Origin of the sequence: Bradyrhizobium sp. i1.15.2 (genome assembly GCF_040548425.1) — a bacterium.
Lineage (GTDB): Bacteria > Pseudomonadota > Alphaproteobacteria > Rhizobiales > Xanthobacteraceae > Bradyrhizobium > Bradyrhizobium canariense.
On sequence record NZ_JBEPRQ010000013.1, the window covers coordinates 42,021 to 60,169 of the forward strand.

The following is an 18,149-nucleotide window of genomic DNA, read 5'->3' on the forward strand; positions in this document are numbered from 1 at the left end:
CTAAGACTTGCCGTTTTGACAGTGGCTGTCAAGTATCGCAGAAACGGTTATTCACAGCGGGACCGACGATGAAAATCCGAAAGAAGACGCCCGACGCCCACCACCACGGCAATTTGCGCGAGGCCGTGTTAGCAGCCGCGATGTCGCTCCTGCGGCAACGGCAGACTCCGTCGTTCAATCTCCGTGAGATCGCGAAGATGACGGGCGTGGGGCACTCGGCCGTGTACCGGCATTTCGCCAGCAAGGACGCCCTGCTCGCCGATATCGCGGCCCGCGGTTTTGCCGAACTCGCCCAAATTCAGGGTCGGGAAATGGATCTAGCCGGCGATGACCCTTGGGAACGGCTCATTGCGGCGGGGCTTGTCTATGTGAATTTCGCCCGAACCAACAGGGCGGCTTACATTGTCATGTTCGACCCCACTATGCGGGAGCGTTGGACCGAGCTAGAGAATGTCAGAACGGCATTGGACACATCATTCGGCCAGTTCGCCAGGACAATCGTAGCCTGTCAAACAGCCGGCCTGTTGCCGGCGGCGCCTCTCGAAATCCTGACCAGCATACTTTGGTCGGCGGGGCACGGCCTCGCACAACTACTCGGGTCGGGTCACCTCAACTGGCTTCAGTCTTCGGCAATAGGCGAAGACCAGTTTGTATCGATAGCCATACATGTATCTTGCGAGGCCTTGCGCGCACCGGGTTCAAGACCATGGCTGGAATTACCGCCCAGTCTAGCCCCCGCGACCCGGGGCCCGTAATCCAAGAACTCCTCTTGATCGAGCTCGCCTCACCAGGAGACCGGCCCAAAGTGATCTATGGTAGAGCGCCGCGCGACACCTTGCAGGCGTCCGCAAGGTCGGCGATCGCGCATATAGCGAAGGAGATCGGCCCGCCAAGCGCATGCCGAACTCGCCTCTCCCATGCTCGCCTGATTACCCGCATCAAATAGCGCGTCTGTGTATGAGAGAGCGGCCACCGCCGTCCACCACGAGAACAGCTCCGGTGATAAAAGAAGCCTCGTCCGACGCTAAAAACAGACAGCTGGCAGCAATCTCGGCAGGCGCGGCCGTACGCCCCAGCGCGATCCGCCGTTCGACAGACCGGACTTCGGCATCGGCCGCCGCGGCATTCTGCTCCGCCAGCAATTGCATCTCGTAAGTGCTCATCGGCGTCCGCACCCAGCCCGGCGCTACAGCATTAGCGCGTAGAATCGGAGCCGTGTGGCCCGCACGATATCGGCGCTCTCCGTAACGTCGCTCGGGACCGCTTCTCCACCCGCCTCTGCAGCGGCCGCGTCAAGTTCGGCATCACCGAGGCCGAACAACACGACGAGTGCACCGTTCCGCGCAAAGATCAGCGCGGTCGCGCAACCGATGCCGGTCGCCGCTCCTGTGATCAATGCAGTTTTTTCCCGCGAGCCACGCCGTCATCCAAGCCCCCATTGCCGCTCCACCGCAAAGCCGGTCTCGGGCAGCGTGCTGCCGCCATCGACGACGATGGTCTGCCCGGTCATGTATCCCGCTTCGACGGAAGCCAGATAGAGCATCGCGTAACCGATATCGTCGGCACTCCCCATCCGACCGACCGGGACGAAACGCTCGAGTTTCGCCCGCGTCTCTGGCGCACTCATCGTGCCGCGGCCCGGCTTGGCAATGAACCCTGCCTCGACGCCATTGACGGTGATGCCGTCGCGCGCCAGTTCGAACGCCGCGCCGCGGATGAAGGCGTTGACGCCGGCTTTCGCTGCCGAGTAATGCGCGCCACCACCCATCGCAACACGCGCGGACACCGAGGACGTCACGAGAATGCGCCCAAAGCGATTGGCGCGCATGTGCGAGATCGCGGCCTGCGCCAGCCAGAAACTGGCATTGAGGTTCAGCGCCAGCGCTTCCTCCAGCTTGGCTTCGTCCAGTTCCTCCAGCGACGACCACGGACAGCCGCCGGCATTGTGAACGACGATGTCGAGACGGCCATATCGTCCTGCGACGCGGTCGACCATGGCGTGCAGACTGGCACGGTCGAGGGCATCGAACGGCACACAATGCACCGTCAATCCATCGATCGCGAGCTCCGCCGCGAGGGCTTCCGCAACGTCCCGCGTGCGGTTGGCGATCACGACGGTGGCGCCGGCCTCCGCCAGGCGCGAGACAATGGCCGCGCCAATGCCTCTGCCTCCGCCGGTCACGATGGCGATCCTGCCTGAGAGGTCGAAGGGACGCGGCATGGTCAGATCACTCCGGACTTGCGCAGGAGATCGATGAAACGGACGAAGACCGCGGTGTGCCGCGCAATGTCCGCATCCGACGTCGCTGGACACATCAGCAGCATGGTGTGGAACGGCGTGACCAAAATGCCCTCGTTCATGTAGAACGCGTGCAGCAGCGTCTCGAGGCCGGCCTGCCGGCCGGCGATAACATCGGCGCCGCTGCGCGGCTGCTGCGCCATGAACATGATTTCCGCACGCGCGCCGATCTGGGTGACATGCCAGGGCAAACGATTAGCCTCGATCAAGCCACGGATCTCGTCGGCAAGCCGGGTCGCGGTCGCGATCATGCGGCCATAGTTCTCGTCGGTCAGCACCTTTTCCAGCACCGCGCGCATGGTTGCGATCGTTAGTGCGTTGCCGGCGAGCGTTCCGCCAAAACCGAGATGGGCGGATTGGCGCTCGCGCGGATTGACATGGGGCACTATGGCCCAGAGACGTTCGGAGATCTCCTGGTTCAGCCCGAACACGCCGGCCGGAATGCCGCCCGCGATCGCCTTGCCTGCGACGAAGATGTCGGGCTGCAGGGCATGGATTCCGGTGTAGCCGCGAGGGCCGCAGGACAGGGTGTGGGTCTCGTCGATCACGAGCACCGTGCCGCTCCGCCGCGTCAGCTCGCGCAGTGCAAGATGAAACCCCGGATCGACTGGGATCATGCCGAAATTGGTCATCAGTGGCTCGGCCAGAACGCAGGCGACGTCGCCATGCGCAAGCGCCGCCTCGAGCGCTGTGACATCGTTAAACTCCACCACGCGCGTGACGGCGTCGTGATCGATTCCGTTGGGATGAATCATATTCCGCAAGCCGACGCGGCCATCGCGGATTTCGACATGCGCCTCCTCGACGCCGCCGTGATAGCAACCCGAGAACACCAGCACCTTGGGACGGCCGGTGATCATCCGCGCGATCCGGATCGCCGCACGATTGGCATCTGTCGCCGAGGTTGTCAGCGTCCAATGCCGCTGCCCAAACCGACGCGACAGCTCGGCACCGACCCACAGGCTGTCCTCGGTCGGCATCATCATCGTCGCGCCGCGCTTGAACTGACGCAGTGCCGCGTCGGTCACCGCTTCAGGCGCGTGGCCGCACATGCCGCCGGAGTCGCCGAGACAGAAGTCGATGTAGTCATGGCCGTCGATGTCACGAATATGTGCGCCCCTGGCCTCATCGACATAAACGGGGAAACCGCCGGCCCAACGGCGCATCCAGTGCGAAGGGCCGCCGTAAAGGAAGTGCCGCTTGCCTTCCTGCCAGGCGTCCGCGGAGCGCGGATGCACCTTGCGGAAGCGTTCCTGCTCTGCATCGATCAGGCGATCGATGACTCCGGCACGCTCTTCGGTAGTGATGTTCATAGTGCGATCCAGGCTGTCTTGAGGTCGGTATAGGCATCGAGCGCGTGCAGCGACTTGTCGCGCCCGAAGCCGGATTGTTTGAAGCCGCCCAGCGGCACTGTGATATCTGCCCCGCCATAGGTGTTCACGTGCACGACCCCGGCATGAATGGCGCGAATCATGCGGTGCGCGCGAGAGAGGTTGCCGGTCCACACGGCCGACGCGAGCCCGTAGGGGGACTCGTTTGCAAGTGCCACGGCATTCTCCTCGGATTCGAATTGTGCCACGGCGAGAACCGGGCCGAACACCTCCTCGCGCCAGAGATTCATCCGGGGCGCGACATCGGCCAAGATCGCCGGCGACATGAAGTGACCGCCGCTATCCACCAGGATCTGCTCGCCACCGGTCAGTCGCCGGGCGCCCTGCTCCTGCGCCAGCGCAACGGCATCGAGATTGCGGCGCAATTGCGAGGCGCTGGAGATTGCGCCGATGTCCGAGCTCAGATCGAGGGGATCGCCGACCCTAAGGCGCGCGGTCGCGCTCAGCAGCTCATCCATGAACCGGTCATAGATCGATGATTGCACCAGCAGCCGCGATCCGGCGACACAAACCTGGCCTGAATTCCGGAAGATGCCATTCGCCGACACTTTTGCCGCGTGACTGATATCGGGCGCATCGGCGAAGACGATGTTCGGGGACTTGCCACCCAGCTCAAGATGGACGCGCTTCAGGTTGGAGCGTGCCGAGGACTCCAGCAGCCGTCGCCCGACCGCACCCGAGCCGGTGAACGCCAGCGCATCGACATCCATATGCAACGCCAGCGCCTCCCCGGCCGAGGCGCCACGGCCGGTAACGACGTTAAGTATGCCGTCGGGCAAACCGGCCTCGCTGGCGAGCCGCGCCAGATACAGCAAACTGAGCGAGGCGATCTCCGGCGGCTTTACCACGACCGAATTGCCGGCCGCCAGCGCCGGCGCGATCTTCCAGGCGCCGATCATCAGCGGAAAATTCCAGGGCACGATCACGCCGACGACACCGAGCGGCTCGCGATGCACGAGGCCGAGCACGTCGCGGCCGGTCGGCGCGATCTCGCCGTAGAGCTTGTCGATCGCCTCGGCGTAGTAGCGGAAGGTGCCGGCAGCGGACAGCGGCTCCGCCTTGTAGGCCATGCCGATCTCGGTGCCGTTGTCGCGGACGCCGAGCACCGCGATCTCGAGCGCATGTTGCTCGATCAACTCCGCAAGGCGCAGCAGCACTTTCTTCCGATGCGTCGGCGCCGACCGCGACCAGCCGCCATGGCTGAACGCCTGCCGCGCAAGCTTCACGGCCAGATCGATATCGCGGGTGTCACCGTCGGCAATGGTGGTCAGGCGCCGGCCATCGATCGGCGACAGCACGTCGAGCCGCGCGTCACCGAGCGCATCCGTCGGCCGGCCACCGAGGAAGAGCTGCTGGGGCGGAATGACCGCCGACCTCAATTGATTGATCTGGACTTGCTGCATGTCGGGTGAATTGGCCACTGGCATGAGCAGCGTCAGGTGCGCCGCTCGCATGGTCTAATCCTCTCCGAAATGACGGCCGAGCGGCAATCAACCGATGGGTGGATGTCGTCCCGCAGCCGCCGCCCATAGCGTGCGGCTAAGCCTTGATGACCGGCCTTCTGATGCAGGCCCGTCGTTCCATTCTTCCCTCAGCCATCGGTGAGTGCTGCCAGATCATGCCCGAAACCATGAAACCGCGAATCCTCCTGATCGGCACCGGCGACACCAAGGCCGACGAGCTACTCTTCATGCGCGACCGCATCACGCGGGCCGGCGGAGAGACCGTGATGATGGACATCAGCGTGCTCGGCGATCCGCCCTACCGCCCGCAGCACGACAAGCATGCCGTCGCCGCGGCCACGCAGACGACCATCGCCGCGATCCTCGCCAGCGGTGACGAGAACTCCGCGATGTCAGCGATGGCACGCGGTGCCGCCACCCTTGCCCGGGAGCTCACTGAGGCCGACGCGATCGATGCGGTCATCGCCATCGGCGGCACTATGGGGACCGATCTCGCGCTCGACGTAGCACTGGCGTTGCCGCTCGGCATGCCGAAGCTCGTGGTCTCGACGGTCGCATTCTCGCACTTGATCCCGCCGGAGCGGATCGCAGCCGACCTGATGATGATCCTGTGGTCCGGCGGCCTCTATGGCCTCAACAGCACCTGCACATCGGTGCTGGCGCAGGCCTGCGGCGCCATCGTCGGCGCAGCGCGCAGCGCGATCCGGCCGAAGAAGGACCGGCCGGTCGTCGCCATCACCTCGCTCGGCAAGAGCTGTCTCAATTACATGGTGGAGTTGAAGCCGCAACTTGAACGGCGCGGCTATGAGGTCGTGATCTTCCATACCACGGGCATGGGTGGCCGCGCCATGGAATCGATCGCCGCGCAAGGCGGCTTTGCCGCGGTGCTGGATTTGAGCCTGCAGGAACTCGCCAACCAGCTCACCGGCTCGGTGGTGAATTCCGGCGCTGATAGGTTGGAGAATGCGGGCAAGGCCGGCATCCCGCAGATCGTCGCGCCCGGCGCCATCGACATGGTGGACTTTCCGGCCTGGCTGCCGACGCCGAAGGAATTGGCCGATCGTCCGTTCCACGCCCACAACCGCCTGCTCGCCTCGGCGACGTCGGGTCCGGACGACCGCCGCCGGATCGCACGCGCGATTGCCGAAAAGCTCGCGCAAGCCAAGGCGCCAGTGGCGTTCGTGCTGCCGGCCGGCGGTATCCAGCAATGGGACCGCGAGGGTGAGTCCCTGCACGATCCCGAAGGGCTGACGGCGTTCGTCTCCGAGATGCGCTCCGCCATCGCTCCCCCTGTAGAACTCCACGAGTTGAAGGAGCATATCAACCACCCCGCCTTCGCCGAGCGCGTGCTGCAGATCTTCGATCGATGGGTGGCGGCCGGCATCGTGCCGGCCGGCCAGGCCACGGCCGCCGCGTGAAACCGCCGCTCGCCCGCGCGCTGGTGCTGGATTTCGGCGGGGTCATCTCAAAGACCCTGTTCGAGACCCATGATTTGACCGAGCAGGCACTGGGCCTACCGCCCTGCACGCTGAAATGGCTCGGGCCCTTTGCGCCTGACACTGATCCTCTCTGGGCCTCCATGCAGCGCGGAGATATTTCCGAGCGCGACTACTGGCTGACGCGCAGCCGCGAGGTCGGGCACATGCTCGGCGAGGACTGGCAGGCCATGGAGACGTTCGTGCAGCGCGCTCGCGGCGCCGATCCCGCAACGGTCATTCGTCCCGAGGCGGACCGTGCCATCCGCATGGTCGATGACGCCGGCTTCAAGCTCGCCATCCTCTCGAACGAGCTCGATCTGTTCTATGGCGCGACCTTCCGCCACCAACTGCCGATCCTGCAGCGTTTCGTGGCAATCGTCGATGCGACCCATACCGGTATCCTGAAGCCCGATCCGCGAGCCTACAAGGACGTGCTCGACAGGCTTGGGCTCGCCGCGGAGGATTGCGTCTTCGTCGACGACCAACGCCGCAACATCGCAGGCGCCGCCGCCTGCAGCATGCGAACCGTGTTGTTCGACGTCAGGAATCCCCGCGCATCATACGGCGAAGCCTTGCGGCATTTTGGACTGTCCTTCGACTGAGCCGAGAGAGACCATGCGCGACAAGAATTTCCTGATCGAGAACAATGCCAAGCCGATCTGGCATCCAATGGCGCATCCCGCCGAGATGCGCGCGCAGCCGCCCCGCATCATCATGAAGGGCGACGGCGTGCATGTCACCGATATCGACGGTCGCAGGGTGATCGACGCCGTCGGTGGCCTCTGGAACGTCAATCTCGGCTACAGCTGCGATCCGATCAAGCAGGCGATCGCGGATCAGCTCGATGCCCTGCCCTATTATTCCGGCTTTCGCGGCACCTCGACCGGTCCGTCGATCGAGCTCGCCTACGAGCTGACCGAGTGGTTCAAACCGGAAGGCATGGTCCGCGCCTTCCTGACGTCAGGAGGATCGGATTCGGTAGAGACCGCGTTACGGCTGGCGCGGCAGTACTGGAAGATCAAGGGGCAAAGCGACCGCACCAAATTCCTGGCGCTGAAGAAGGGCTATCACGGCACCCATTTCGGCGGCGCCTCGGTCAATGGCAATGCCAATTTCCGCCGCAACTATGAGCCGCTGTTACCCGGCGTGTTCCACGTCCCCGCGCCCTGGACTTACCGCAATCCCTTCAATGAAACCGATCCGGCAAAGCTCGCGCAGCTTTGCGCCGCGGACATGGAGGATGAAATCGCCTTCCAGGGTGCCGACACAATCGCTGCTTTCATCATGGAGCCGGTGCTCGGCGCCGGCGGCGTCATCGTGCCGCCCGATAGCTTCATGACGCTCGTGCGCGAGATCTGCGACCGTCACGGCATCCTGATGATCGCGGACGAGGTCGTCACCGGATTTGGCCGGACCGGCGCCTGGTCGGGCTCGCGGCTGTGGGGCGTGAAGCCAGATATGATGACGATCGCCAAGGCCATCACCTCGGGCTATTTCCCGCTCGGCGCGACCTTGATCGGCGACAAGGTGGCTGAAGCGTTCGAGGCCGACACCACCAGCTTCGGCTCGATCGGGCACGGCTACACTTATTCGGGCCATCCGGTCGGCTGTGCGGCGGGCATTGCGGCGCTGGCCGAAACGAAGCGCCTCAGACTCGACGAGAATGCCGCCGCGCGAGGCAAGGAGTTGGCCACCGCCCTCGAAGGGCTGAAATCGAAGCATGTGCTGGTCGGGGACATCCGCTGCAAGGGATTGATGGCCGCGATCGAGCTGGTCGCCGACCGCGACAGCAAGAAGCTGATCGACAAGAAGCTGATCGCCAGGATCGCCGACGCCACCTACGAGTCCGGGGTGATGATCCGCGTCTCCGGGAACAATATCATCCTGTCGCCGCCCCTGATCCTCTCGGCGGTCGACGTGGTGACAATCGTCCAAGGCATCGACGCCGGCCTATCAGTGGCCACCTGAGGCGACGCAGGCGATGGCCCGCTCGAACAGCTGGCCGTTCGTCCCGTCCTTGTCGAGGCAATCGGCAAGCGAAGCCGGCGCCATGGTCTTGTCGGTGCAGAAGATCCGCGCTGCGCAGCAGGTCGACGGCAGCAACAATCTCGCGTGCGGTCATGCCGTACATCGGATGGACGCCGATGCCGGTTGAGAAGCCCTGGTCTCCGCATGCAACGCCGGCATGATGACGATCGCTGCGGCAAGCACCGCTCCGGAGCCACGACGTCCGCGATCCCCGATCCAACCGTCCGTCGCAAGCATACTCACAAAGGCGGCGGGACGAAGCCCCCGAGCGCCCGTTCGAGCAACTGGGCGAACTTCAGCGGCGTGCGGTCTTCGAGGTAAGGACCGACGATCTGGACGCCGGCCGGCAGCCCCTCTACCAGTCGCCGGGTCGGGATCGCGGTGGCCGGCAGGTTCGCCACCGTAACCAGGCCGGGCCACATCAGATTGTCCATGTAGGGCGACGGCCGGCCGTTCACGACGATCCGACGCTCAAACTGCGCAGCCAGGTCCATCCGCGCGACATCATGCGGAAACGCGACCGTCGGTGTGATTGGGCACAACAGCACGTCATAGTGCGTGAAAAACTCGCGCCAGGCGCGGAACAGTTTTTCGCGCGCCTCAGCGGCATCGGCGAATTGCGCAAGGCTCTGGCCCATCGCCTCCGCCACCATGCGCGGATAGCTGCCCTCCGGCGCCGCCTTACCACCTGCGATGATCTCATCGCGCGCCGGCGGCGGGACACCCACGCCGATGATACCGAATAACGTCTGCATGTAGACGCGAAAGCTCTCCGTCGGATCAATCGCCGGCCGCGCGGTGGTGTCGACTTTCACCCCAAGTCGCGTCAGATCCTCGACCAGCCCGTCGATCGCGGCGGCATAGGCTCCATCCAGCGCAAAAGCCTTCGCATCATTCCAGACAGCAACCCGGAAGTCGCGTAGATCCGTGTGCCGCGCCGGCGGTAACGCGAGGCGGTACGCCGTCCGCTTCAGCTCCGGCGCGTCGGTGATTAAATCGAGCATCAGTTCGAGATCGAACGCAGAGCGTGCTAACGGACCAACGACAGCGAGCTCGGGCTCCGACAAATGGCCGGGCGGCGGCGGGATATGTCCGTCGAGCGGCACGATGCCGTAGCTCGGCCTGTGGCCATAGACGCCGCAAAAATGCGAGGGCACGCGGATCGAGCCGCCGATGTCGCTGCCAAGCTCCAGCGGCGTGAAGCCGGCCGCCAGCGCCGCCGCCGAACCGCCGGAGGAGCCACCAACCGTCCGGTCGCCATTCCAGGGATTGCGCGTTAGCCCGAACAGAGAGTTGCAGGACTGATGGTCGGCCGCCGCCGGGGGCAGATTGGTCTTGCCGAAGATGATCGCGCCGGCCGCGCGCAGCTTTGCGACCGCGGCCGCGTCGATCGCCGGGCGATAGTCGCGCAACGGTTCGAGCCCGCAGGTCGCGGTCATGCCGGTGACGGCGAACGTGTCCTTGATCGTCATCGACACGCCGTGCAGCGGGCCGAGGGATGCGCCACGGGCCCGCGCCGCGTCCGCCTCCTTGGCCGATCTGCGCGCACCCTCCTCGTCCAGCGCCACCACGGCATTGATCTGTGGATTGAGCTGCCGCACCCGCGCAAGATTTTCGTCCAACAACTCGCAGGCGCTGATCCGGCCTGTCGCGAGCATCTTGGCGAGATCAGTAGCCGTGGCGTAAGTGATCTTTTTCATCGCTGTGTCCCTTCCGATACGTCGTTTAGCGCGAGGCCCGCCGCAGGGCATGGCGGCATGCGGTGCACGTCGAGCAGGCGCACACCGATGCAATCGCGCACCGACTGCTCGATCAGCGAAAAGTTCGGCATGTCGCCGTTACGAACAATCCACCATGCGGTGGATGCTCTCGGCCGAGCACGTTTTGAACAGCAAACGGCAAAGCCGCCAAGGAACCACGATCAACGCGATTCCCTTATGGCTACCCATTGCACGCCGCAGAACGGGACGTGTTGCCGCCTACTTAACTGGGTGAGCATCTTACTTTGTGAAGGTCGGCCGCTTGGTCGGCGGCGGGGGAGCATCGGGTCCCCACAGCCGGAAGCTCAGATTGGCGAACACCGAATAGCCCTTGGTGATCGCGGCGGTGTCGAGGCCGGGCGGGCCGGCGGTGCCGCCGGACACCGTCGAGGAGAATTCGTGCGTGGCCCAGACCGTCAACGCAGCCGGCCCGAAATTGTAGCCGATCAAACCGCCGCCGGCCCAGTTATTGTACCGGTTGACGTTGATCGCGTTGCCATAGAACGCGCTCGACTTGTCGTCGGTCACCTGGCCGGCATAATAGGCCACCGGCCCGAACGTCCAGTTTCCAATCGTCTTGGTGGCCGTGAATTCGGCGTGGAAGATGTCGCCGGAACGATAGCCGGTGATCGAGTTCGCGGTGTTGATCTCCTGGAACAGATTGGCCGTCAGATTCCAGCCGTCTTTCAAATACGACACCACCAGTTCGGGCTGGAAGGTCCACCAGGGATTGCCGACGCTGTTCAGTCCGGCTGGCCCGCTGATCGAACCGTTCGGCACGTAAATGCCGAGGCCGGTCTTGACGAAAAAGCCGCTGTCGCCGAGCTTCCAGCTCAACTCCGCCGGCACGATGTAGGTGTTGTGCATGCCGGCTTGCTGGACGTTGATGGGCGAACCGACGTCCACCATGATCCAGGGCTGCACGATGACTGCATCATAAGTCGCACCGAATAAGGTCCAGCCCGGCACCCACAACAGACCCGACGCTTCGGTTGCGGTATGCACCGGCGTCGCCGCGCCACCGACATTCGGCGCGCCGGGACCGACAAGTTTCGACTGATAGGTGAAAACCTGGTTGAAGCTGTAAAGACCGGGCGGCGGTGCGCCGGCCGTTCCGCCACCGAGCGTGATCCCGGGCTTTTGCGCAAAGCCGGCGGAACCGAACTCGAATGCATTGGCGCTGTTTGCGCCCGCGCTGACCGCGACAAGTGCCGCCGCAGCAATTCGTCCGTTGATCGTCATGTAGCCCCCAGCCCCGTTATCGCTGCGTCGGTCACGTCCCGATCGACGACCGGTCGTGCGCGGCGCAGCAGTTGCGGGCGAAATCTTGGAACGGGCCGCTGACCGGCGTTATCCGGATTCGGCAAACGCGGAGGCGTTGATGCGAGATTCCTAAACTGATGCAGATCGAACACGCCGCACCGTGTGCGACGGCAGCTCGCCAAACAGCTGCCGATAGTTTTCGGTAAAGCGGCTCCAGTGCCAAAAGCCCCACCGCGCCGCAACATCGCCGATTGACACCGGTTGCCTCGCCGCGGCGAGCGCACGCAGTTCGCGACGCACGGCGTTCAGCCTGAGCATGCGTAGATACTGTAACGGCGTCAGCCCGAGCGCATCCTGAAAGCAGCCTTGCAGCGTCCGGCGGCTGACACCGACATGGCGGCACAGCTCGGCGATGCTCGGAGGATCATCGGCATGAGCGAACACGCACTCTTTGATTCGATCCACAATCCGCTTTTGCGCGGTCACGCCGTTGACATCGCGCCAGGCATTTTCCGACAGGATGTCAGCGAGAGCATCAACGACGGCGTCTTCGACGGACGCTCGCGCGCGGGCAAATCCGATCGCAGATTGAAGTCGATTCCCCTGGTCGCAGATCTCACGAAAACCATGCTGGAGTACCGATAGCGCGCCGGGCGATCCAGTGAAGCAATGATTCTGCTGGCGATGACCGGCAACTAAGTCGGCGGCCCGCCTCTCGCCAAGCGTTTCGAGCAACGACGTCAGGCGTTTGCGGGCAATAGCTATCGACACCACATCGAGCTGCGTCGGCGTCAGCAAGGGCGGCAGGTCCGCTCCGTCGCTGAGCAATACATTCGGAAAGGCCAAGGGCCGACCGTTGAAATGCGCCTCGTTGGAGGCCGCCAGCGGCAGGCTGAAGACGAGTGAATCCGGCCAAGCCGAGCCCTGCTTGATCAGCGCCTGCGAGATGGTTTCCCTGATGATCTCGAGACTGCCGAGCCGGATCATCACGAGCCGCCCGGCAAAACGCCCGGACGACACCTGATCTATCCGCAGGTCCCAGCCGTGGAAGCGGCCGGCATGGTCCGCCGCATCGACGGACCCCACCACCGACACACCAATGACGCTGCCAAGCTCCGTCTTGCAAACGGGTACGTCCGCCATGAAGCGCTCCCTGAGACCGAGCTTGGCGAACGTGCCGAACGGTAACAATCAACCCTTGGGTGGACAGCTTGCGTACCACCGGAAAGAAGTCATGTCGGCGGCCGCATCGGCCTCAATAGCCAAAACGACGCCAATCTCTAAACCCGCCGCGCACGAGGCAGCAATCAACCGGATGGTGGATGGGGTCGTGGAGGCAGGACTCAGTGAGGCAAGGCTCAGCGAGGTTAGACTCAGTGTGGTCGCGACATCAGGGCGACGACGGCCGAGCGGGTCTCGACACCGAGCTTCTCGAAGATATGGATCAGGTGCGTCTTCACGGTGGCGAGGCCGATATTCAGGCACTCGCCAATCTCGCGATTGGTCCGGCCGCAGCAGAGCAGGTCGATGACCTCGAGCTCACGTGAGGTCAGGCCATAGCGCGCGGGCTCGTCTGGCGAAGGCGCCAGGCAACGCGTCAAATTGAACTCGAGATAATCGTGGATCTTCTCGGCGATGTTCATCGCGCCGTCGGGGATCCTGCAACCGGATCCCCAAAGCACGCTCATCCCTGCCACGATCCGATCGTTACGGCGGAAGAAGAATTCGAGTATGTCGGCGATACCACACTGTCCGGCGAAGGTGCGGAAGGTCAGCGCTTCCTTTGTGGCACATCGACCGATGACGACACTGAGCCGCGCAATTGGCTGATTGGTTGCGGAACGCGGATGCAGTGGATCGAGCCGGTTCATCCCGGCCAGATACTGGTCGTGAAAGCCCGACGGGACGCCGCTTGAGAGCACGAATCGATTGAGATTGAGGTTACTGTCGACCTCGTAAAACACGGTCGCAGCCCCCTCGAGAATCCCTCTTGCGAACTGGACGGCCTGCGTGGTTGCCGGATCCGACCGGCCCAACAGCGCAATCATGACCTACCTCCCCGAATGTTTCTCCGATGGCGGACGTCTGCGCGTCGCATGGCCAACAACGCTGTGACAGGCGCGCCGCATAGTCAAGCAAATTACGGGCCAAGCAATCATCGGACGCAAGCCTGATGCAGTATCAGCCAAACAAACAGTCGCAAGCCTCCACCATCCGGTTGATTGCCGGCCGTCAGGCACACGCTGAAGCTCGATGCTGCTTTCCAGCAATCGCGAGACGAGGAGTTCTGTTAGTTCTCAAACGAAATTGCTGCCTGCAGCACTTCGAAATCAGTCAGTTCGCGAATTACGAAAACGAGAAAATGGACCAGTCACGGACGTCCCGGGGGCACGCGGTCGACCTGCAGCAGCTTCGATTTGCGGTAGCAGCCGCAGACTATGGGAGTATTCGGCAAGCCGCCGAGCTGCTGTCCGTTCGACACTCAATCCTGAGCCGATCCATTCGTCAGCTTGAGCATCTGATCGGCGTTGCCATATTCGAGCGCTCGGGCGGGGGCGTAAAGCCGACGCCGGCTGGACGAAGCGTTCTGAGGATGGCTGGGTTAATTTTGGAGCAGGTCGATGTGCTGGTAGCAACAGCAAAGTCGAATAGCCGAGGCGAAGTTGGCCGCCTTTCGATCGGCTTTTGCACCTCCATTTCAGCAGGCAATCTGCGAGCAACACTTAGCGAATTCAAGAACCGGCATCCTCGGGTCGAACTCGCGACGGTCGAGCGGTCGCGAACGCATCTCGAGACGGCGCTGCGAAATGGCACAGCGGACGTTCTCATCGTGGCTGGGGGCGCGCGACTGCCGGACAATAGCGTTCACCCACTTTGGAGTGAGCGTATCCTGGTTTCTTTGCCGGACAATCACGCATTGGCAACAGAAACTGTAGTCCATTGGACCGATCTCCGAAATGAGACCGTCGTGCTGAGCCAGCACGATCCCGGACGCGAGCTAGAGGATCTCTTGATATCAAAGCTTGTTTCTCCTGCGGATCGACCGAAGATCGAACGCCACGACGTCAGCCGCGGTATCATCAAGAGTCTCGTCAGCATGAAGCTCGGGATCAGCCTGGTCCTGGAATCAGATGTTGGCGCGAGCCTAGCTGGTTTGGTCTATCGCGAGTTACGAGATGGGACGGGGCCGACCCGGGTTGACTTTTCGGCACATTGGCGAGCCGATAACGACAATCCAGCCTTAGATATTTTTCTCAACCTCCTCGCTGAACGTTACCCTTTGCTGTCCTCCGGCGAGTGAACCGCGCGTCGAAATTTTGCAAAGCCGCGATCCGTAGCCATGAACCGCGCCAGCATCGGTGCGATAAGCTTACCCGGTTCGCTGATGGGTTGACCGGATTCGCTTGCAACGGCTTTCGCATAGGCGAGCAGATCCCGATGTACAGAAGCCGGCAACTCAACGCTGACCCTAACGGGCTTGTCGTCAGGTAGCGCTCCAATCTTAAGCTTAGCCATAGGTGCCTTTACTCTCTGTATCGCTCGAGAACGAGATCGCGATTGACAAGGACGCGGATCGGAAAGCCCGGGCGGATGGTCAACGTTGGTTGAATATTGAGGCTGCGCCGAACCACCTGCTGTCCAGTTTGGTTTAGCGAGTCCGAGGCACCATGCCGCAGCGCCTGGATGATGGCGCTGTCGTTGCTATTGGTGTCGGACCCCGCACCTAGCTCTGTCCCTACAGCCAAGAACGTCGACAGCGCAGCCGCCTTGAACAACTCACCCCAGTGATTGTCGACCTGGTCTTCGAGGCCTGCATAGCCGGCGCTGTCGGCACCGGGCTGCCGCTCCAGAACGATCGAGCGGCCGTTCGGCATGATAAGCCGGGTCCAGACCAGCAGCACTCGCGACTGGCCGAACGCTACCTGGCTGTCATAACTGCCGATCAGCTTCGCTCCTTGGGGCACGAGCAAAGAGCGGCCGGTCGGAGTGTCGTATAAATTTTCTGTCACCTGCGCCGTGACTTGCCCGGGAAGGTCTGACCTGATCCCCGTGATCAGCGCTCCTGGAATCACCGTCCCGGCCTGCACAATGTATGGTGAAGCGGGCTTGGCGACGCGGTCAGGGCTTACCGTGCGGCGATCCACAGAACCGTTCACAAAGGCAAGTTTTCGGTCCTGCGCGTTTTGCGCAGATCCATCCTCGCTGGTGCTCGTTGCATTCGGCGGCACGAAGCGCTCGCCTCCAGCAGGCGCAGCCGCGGGACGGACTTCTCTCCCATTGGTCGAAGCGAACAGATGGCTGATGCGGGCCGCCTCGCTCTCTTGATCCCGGCGTTGCTGTTCCGGATCTCCGCCAGTCGTCGGCAACTGGCCTTGAGCGGCCAGGATCGGTCGACCGAGGTCGCCTGGGAGCGGCGGACCAAGCTGCGGCACGGTTTGGCGTGAAACCCCTGTGTAGTCCTTCGGCAGCGCCTCAATACCATCAGCAAGATTGTGATGATCGGTGCTATAGAGCTCGTCGGCCGTCTGGTTGCGTGGACGATTGCTTTGCAATGACCACAATACGGCTCCGCCGATAACCAGCAGGGCAACCGCACTCCCTCCTGCCAGTACCTTGCGAGACAATCGGGTGACCCGCGGAGGTTCGGCTCGCAGGCGGAAGCTCCTGGAATGCTCCTCCGGTGTTTGCGGCGGAATGACCCCGTCAGGACTGTTTTCGTTCTGCGCGTTCATGACGACGGCCTCCCGTCGGTCCTGACAATTCTGACCTTCTGCTGGTGCTCACCGCCCAGCCGCAGTTCTGCGGCTGCAAACAGCCGGTCCACAATCAGCAAATTGCCGTAAGCGCGATAATTGACGAGCTCGGTCTTGCCGTCGGGGCCGATGACGAACAGCGGTGGCATTTCACCCTGGACGATCCCTTGCGGGAATTCGATATAGACCTTTCGGCCGTCGTCATAGGCCGCGAGCGGCCGCCACGGTGGACTGTCGCCCTCGATCGCGTAACGAAAGACACGCTGCGCCGGGTCTGGAATGACCGGTCTGAGGGCGACTAAGTGCGATCGTTCGCGAACGGTTTCCGGATAGTACCAAGCAACGGACGGCATGTACGGCCGTTCCCGGGAGCGGAGCTCGATCAGGTAAGTACGCCGGTCGGTATTGACGACAAGATTGGTTTCGATCGACGCCCGGGTCGGCTTGACCAGGATGTGGACGCGACGCGTATCCCCGCTCCCGCTCTCGGTATCTCCGACGACCCAGCGCACGGTATCTCCGGCCGCGATCGGCCCGGATCCCGTCAGTTGCTCTCCCTCTTCCAGCGCAATGTCCGTGATCTGTCCCGGAGAGGCGTAGACCTGGTAGAGCGCCCCGGGGCTGAAGGCGTAAATCTGCGCCGCATTAAAGTATCCTTTTTTGCGCGGCTCGACTCGCGCGGCGCTGTTCGCGCTCTCAACCCGGGTTACGGGTTCAGCGTCTTCCTTCGCTCCCGACTTGCCGCCGAGAACCGGCTTCCAGAGCGGTGGAACGTGAAGCGGCTTAGCTCGGTCATCGAGTGCCGCTGGAAGCGCTGGCAACGGCGGGACCTCGGCGTCATAGCTGATTTCCGGCGGAATGTAGGTCGCGCATCCAGCGAGAGCTGATGTGCTAAGCAGCAGAGCCGGTAAAAGGGCTCGCCTCAAAGCGGCGAGTTTGCACCTGCTCGAGCTGAACCTGCGGTCTTGGATCCGACCTTTTGAACACATATCACGCGTCGTCTTGATCACTGACCCAACTCCTTCGACCAGTTGATGGCGCGGACGTAGACGCCAAGGGGATTCTTACGCAGGCGTTCGGCATCGCGCGGCGTCTCGATTGCCACCGTCAGAATCGCGGTCCAGCGCTCGGTCGCACTCAGCGAGCCGTTCTCGTAGATGCGTTGGGTCCAGGCGACCCGGAAGCTCTCTGAAGACGCACGGATCACGCTCGATACATCGACGGAGATCTGCGCCTTACCCAGCTTGGCAAAGGGGTCATTGTTGCGCGCAAAGTCGTTGAGCGCAGCTGCTCCGCGATCAGTCGTAAAGTCATACGCTCTAAGCCAGTTCTGGCGCAGAACGATGCCGTCAGCCGGCAAGCCTCTGACGTCCTCGATAAAGCGCGCCAGGTGATAGGCGATCTGAGCATCTGTAGGCTGATAATCGATGTTGGCTGGCGCAACCCGCTGGGCCTGACCCAGGCGATCGACCTCGACCACCCATGGCGTTATCGATCCTTGCGTCGACTGCCAGACGAGTCCCGCAGCGAGACCGGCAGAGAGCATGAGGCAACCAAAGGCCATCAAGCGCCAATTCTTGGCCTGCACGCGCGCAGATCCAATGCGCTCGTCCCAGACTTGCGCTGCTTTTTGGTAGGGCGTGACAGGTTCTGGCTTGCGCCCGTAGTGAACGGAAGGTCGTCTGAACATGGATAGTTGCCCGTGAGATCGAG

The 18,149-nt window shown here is 63.0% G+C and carries 19 protein-coding genes; 6 read left to right on the plus strand and 13 right to left on the minus strand.

Going from position 1 to position 18,149, the window contains the following annotated elements; genetic code table 11:
- Nucleotides 1-68 precede the first annotated feature (68 nt).
- On the plus strand, nucleotides 69-755 hold the full coding sequence (locus ABIB80_RS22755; RefSeq protein WP_007601637.1) for a TetR/AcrR family transcriptional regulator: 687 nt from the start codon (nucleotides 69-71) through the stop codon (nucleotides 753-755).
- Between the two features lie 183 nt (nucleotides 756-938).
- Here the strand turns inward: ABIB80_RS22755 and ABIB80_RS22760 are convergent, their stop codons facing one another.
- The 5 genes from ABIB80_RS22760 to ABIB80_RS22780 are packed head-to-tail and all read right to left on the minus strand — an operon-like array spanning nucleotide 939 to nucleotide 5,093.
- On the minus strand, nucleotides 939-1,175 hold the full coding sequence (locus ABIB80_RS22760) for an SDR family oxidoreductase (RefSeq protein WP_354128429.1): 237 nt from the start codon (nucleotides 1,173-1,175) through the stop codon (nucleotides 939-941).
- Nucleotides 1,176-1,186: 11 nt separating this feature from the next.
- Nucleotides 1,187-1,396 (minus strand): SDR family oxidoreductase, encoded by a 210-nt coding sequence (locus tag ABIB80_RS22765; RefSeq protein WP_354128430.1) that lies wholly within the window; start codon nucleotides 1,394-1,396, stop codon nucleotides 1,187-1,189.
- A 27-nt stretch (nucleotides 1,397-1,423) separates the two neighbouring features.
- Nucleotides 1,424-2,221 (minus strand): SDR family oxidoreductase, encoded by a 798-nt coding sequence (locus tag ABIB80_RS22770; RefSeq protein ID WP_354128431.1) that lies wholly within the window; start codon nucleotides 2,219-2,221, stop codon nucleotides 1,424-1,426.
- A gap of 2 nt (nucleotides 2,222-2,223) precedes the next feature.
- Complete coding sequence (locus ABIB80_RS22775) at nucleotides 2,224-3,612, minus strand: transaminase (protein ID WP_354128432.1); 1,389 nt, start codon at nucleotides 3,610-3,612, stop codon at nucleotides 2,224-2,226.
- Entirely contained in the window at nucleotides 3,609-5,093 is a 1,485-nt protein-coding gene (locus ABIB80_RS22780; RefSeq protein ID WP_354128517.1) for an aldehyde dehydrogenase, read from the minus strand. Before ABIB80_RS22780 ends, ABIB80_RS22775 begins: the two co-directional genes overlap by 4 nt.
- A 215-nt stretch (nucleotides 5,094-5,308) precedes the next feature.
- Here ABIB80_RS22780 and ABIB80_RS22785 point away from each other — a divergent pair, with 215 nt between their 5' ends.
- From ABIB80_RS22785 to ABIB80_RS22800, 4 genes are read left to right on the plus strand one after another with little or no spacing between them, the layout of a single operon-like run.
- Nucleotides 5,309-6,571 carry a Tm-1-like ATP-binding domain-containing protein gene (locus ABIB80_RS22785; protein WP_354110634.1) on the plus strand — a complete coding sequence of 421 codons (1,263 nt, stop codon included), beginning with the start codon at nucleotides 5,309-5,311 and terminating at the stop codon, nucleotides 6,569-6,571.
- Nucleotides 6,520-7,233, plus strand: coding sequence for an HAD-IA family hydrolase (locus ABIB80_RS22790; RefSeq protein WP_354110635.1), 714 nt, complete (start codon nucleotides 6,520-6,522; stop codon nucleotides 7,231-7,233). Before ABIB80_RS22785 ends, ABIB80_RS22790 begins: the two co-directional genes overlap by 52 nt.
- Before the next feature lie 13 nt (nucleotides 7,234-7,246).
- Nucleotides 7,247-8,599, plus strand: coding sequence for an aspartate aminotransferase family protein (locus ABIB80_RS22795; protein ID WP_354110636.1), 1,353 nt, complete (start codon nucleotides 7,247-7,249; stop codon nucleotides 8,597-8,599).
- Nucleotides 8,600-8,612: 13 nt separating this feature from the next.
- Nucleotides 8,613-8,786 (plus strand): hypothetical protein, encoded by a 174-nt coding sequence (locus ABIB80_RS22800; protein WP_354128433.1) that lies wholly within the window; start codon nucleotides 8,613-8,615, stop codon nucleotides 8,784-8,786.
- Nucleotides 8,787-8,898: 112 nt separating this feature from the next.
- Here ABIB80_RS22800 and ABIB80_RS22805 read toward each other — a convergent pair whose 3' ends face one another.
- The 4 genes from ABIB80_RS22805 to ABIB80_RS22820 all read right to left on the minus strand — a co-directional run bounded on the left by ABIB80_RS22805 (nucleotide 8,899) and on the right by ABIB80_RS22820 (nucleotide 13,730).
- Nucleotides 8,899-10,359: an amidase gene (locus ABIB80_RS22805; RefSeq protein WP_354110638.1), complete on the minus strand. Its 1,461-nt coding sequence runs from the start codon at nucleotides 10,357-10,359 to the stop codon at nucleotides 8,899-8,901.
- 300 nt (nucleotides 10,360-10,659) lie between these two features.
- A complete protein-coding gene (locus ABIB80_RS22810; RefSeq protein WP_148736834.1) occupies nucleotides 10,660-11,661 on the minus strand; it encodes a SphA family protein in 1,002 nt (333 codons plus the stop codon).
- Nucleotides 11,662-11,811: 150 nt separating this feature from the next.
- Nucleotides 11,812-12,825, minus strand: a complete 1,014-nt coding sequence (locus ABIB80_RS22815; protein WP_354128434.1) for a helix-turn-helix domain-containing protein — start codon at nucleotides 12,823-12,825, stop codon at nucleotides 11,812-11,814.
- Between the two features lie 230 nt (nucleotides 12,826-13,055).
- The gene (locus ABIB80_RS22820; protein ID WP_148736838.1) at nucleotides 13,056-13,730 is read right to left on the minus strand and encodes a helix-turn-helix transcriptional regulator; all 675 of its coding nucleotides are present in this window, start codon (nucleotides 13,728-13,730) and stop codon (nucleotides 13,056-13,058) included.
- 125 nt (nucleotides 13,731-13,855) lie between these two features.
- Here ABIB80_RS22820 and ABIB80_RS22825 point away from each other — a divergent pair, with 125 nt between their 5' ends.
- Nucleotides 13,856-14,983: a LysR family transcriptional regulator gene (locus ABIB80_RS22825; protein ID WP_502918747.1), complete on the plus strand. Its 1,128-nt coding sequence runs from the start codon at nucleotides 13,856-13,858 to the stop codon at nucleotides 14,981-14,983.
- On the opposite strand, the gene ABIB80_RS22830 is transcribed toward ABIB80_RS22825, so the two are convergent.
- From ABIB80_RS22830 to trbF, 4 genes are read right to left on the minus strand one after another with little or no spacing between them, the layout of a single operon-like run.
- Nucleotides 14,956-15,198 carry a DUF2274 domain-containing protein gene (locus ABIB80_RS22830; protein ID WP_148736842.1) on the minus strand — a complete coding sequence of 81 codons (243 nt, stop codon included), beginning with the start codon at nucleotides 15,196-15,198 and terminating at the stop codon, nucleotides 14,956-14,958. The two genes, ABIB80_RS22825 and ABIB80_RS22830, sit on opposite strands and share 28 nt — an antisense overlap.
- A gap of 8 nt (nucleotides 15,199-15,206) precedes the next feature.
- Nucleotides 15,207-16,415: a TraB/TrbI/VirB10 family type IV secretion system protein gene (locus ABIB80_RS22835; RefSeq protein ID WP_354128435.1), complete on the minus strand. Its 1,209-nt coding sequence runs from the start codon at nucleotides 16,413-16,415 to the stop codon at nucleotides 15,207-15,209.
- Complete coding sequence (trbG, locus tag ABIB80_RS22840; protein WP_502918748.1) at nucleotides 16,412-17,446, minus strand: P-type conjugative transfer protein TrbG; 1,035 nt, start codon at nucleotides 17,444-17,446, stop codon at nucleotides 16,412-16,414. The genes ABIB80_RS22835 and trbG overlap by 4 nt, the downstream gene beginning before the upstream one ends.
- The gene (trbF, locus tag ABIB80_RS22845; protein WP_354128436.1) at nucleotides 17,443-18,126 is read right to left on the minus strand and encodes a conjugal transfer protein TrbF; all 684 of its coding nucleotides are present in this window, start codon (nucleotides 18,124-18,126) and stop codon (nucleotides 17,443-17,445) included. Before trbF ends, trbG begins: the two co-directional genes overlap by 4 nt.
- Nucleotides 18,127-18,149 lie beyond the last annotated feature (23 nt).

Coding starts and splice junctions, on each gene's coding strand:
- trbF (WP_354128436.1), bottom strand. CDS start 18,126: ATGTTCAGACGACCTTCCGTTCACTACGGGCGCAAGCCAGAACCTGTC.
- ABIB80_RS22790 (WP_354110635.1), top strand. CDS start 6,520: ATGGGTGGCGGCCGGCATCGTGCCGGCCGGCCAGGCCACGGCCGCCGC.
- ABIB80_RS22805 (WP_354110638.1), bottom strand. CDS start 10,359: ATGAAAAAGATCACTTACGCCACGGCTACTGATCTCGCCAAGATGCTC.
- ABIB80_RS22755 (WP_007601637.1), top strand. CDS start 69: ATGAAAATCCGAAAGAAGACGCCCGACGCCCACCACCACGGCAATTTG.
- ABIB80_RS22795 (WP_354110636.1), top strand. CDS start 7,247: ATGCGCGACAAGAATTTCCTGATCGAGAACAATGCCAAGCCGATCTGG.
- ABIB80_RS22825 (WP_502918747.1), top strand. CDS start 13,856: ATGCAGTATCAGCCAAACAAACAGTCGCAAGCCTCCACCATCCGGTTG.
- ABIB80_RS22785 (WP_354110634.1), top strand. CDS start 5,309: ATGCCCGAAACCATGAAACCGCGAATCCTCCTGATCGGCACCGGCGAC.
- ABIB80_RS22770 (WP_354128431.1), bottom strand. CDS start 2,221: ATGCCGCGTCCCTTCGACCTCTCAGGCAGGATCGCCATCGTGACCGGC.
- ABIB80_RS22835 (WP_354128435.1), bottom strand. CDS start 16,415: ATGAACGCGCAGAACGAAAACAGTCCTGACGGGGTCATTCCGCCGCAA.
- ABIB80_RS22830 (WP_148736842.1), bottom strand. CDS start 15,198: ATGGCTAAGCTTAAGATTGGAGCGCTACCTGACGACAAGCCCGTTAGG.
- ABIB80_RS22775 (WP_354128432.1), bottom strand. CDS start 3,612: ATGAACATCACTACCGAAGAGCGTGCCGGAGTCATCGATCGCCTGATC.
- ABIB80_RS22800 (WP_354128433.1), top strand. CDS start 8,613: ATGGCCCGCTCGAACAGCTGGCCGTTCGTCCCGTCCTTGTCGAGGCAA.
- ABIB80_RS22820 (WP_148736838.1), bottom strand. CDS start 13,730: ATGATTGCGCTGTTGGGCCGGTCGGATCCGGCAACCACGCAGGCCGTC.
- ABIB80_RS22815 (WP_354128434.1), bottom strand. CDS start 12,825: ATGGCGGACGTACCCGTTTGCAAGACGGAGCTTGGCAGCGTCATTGGT.
- ABIB80_RS22810 (WP_148736834.1), bottom strand. CDS start 11,661: ATGACGATCAACGGACGAATTGCTGCGGCGGCACTTGTCGCGGTCAGC.
- ABIB80_RS22780 (WP_354128517.1), bottom strand. CDS start 5,093: ATGCAGCAAGTCCAGATCAATCAATTGAGGTCGGCGGTCATTCCGCCC.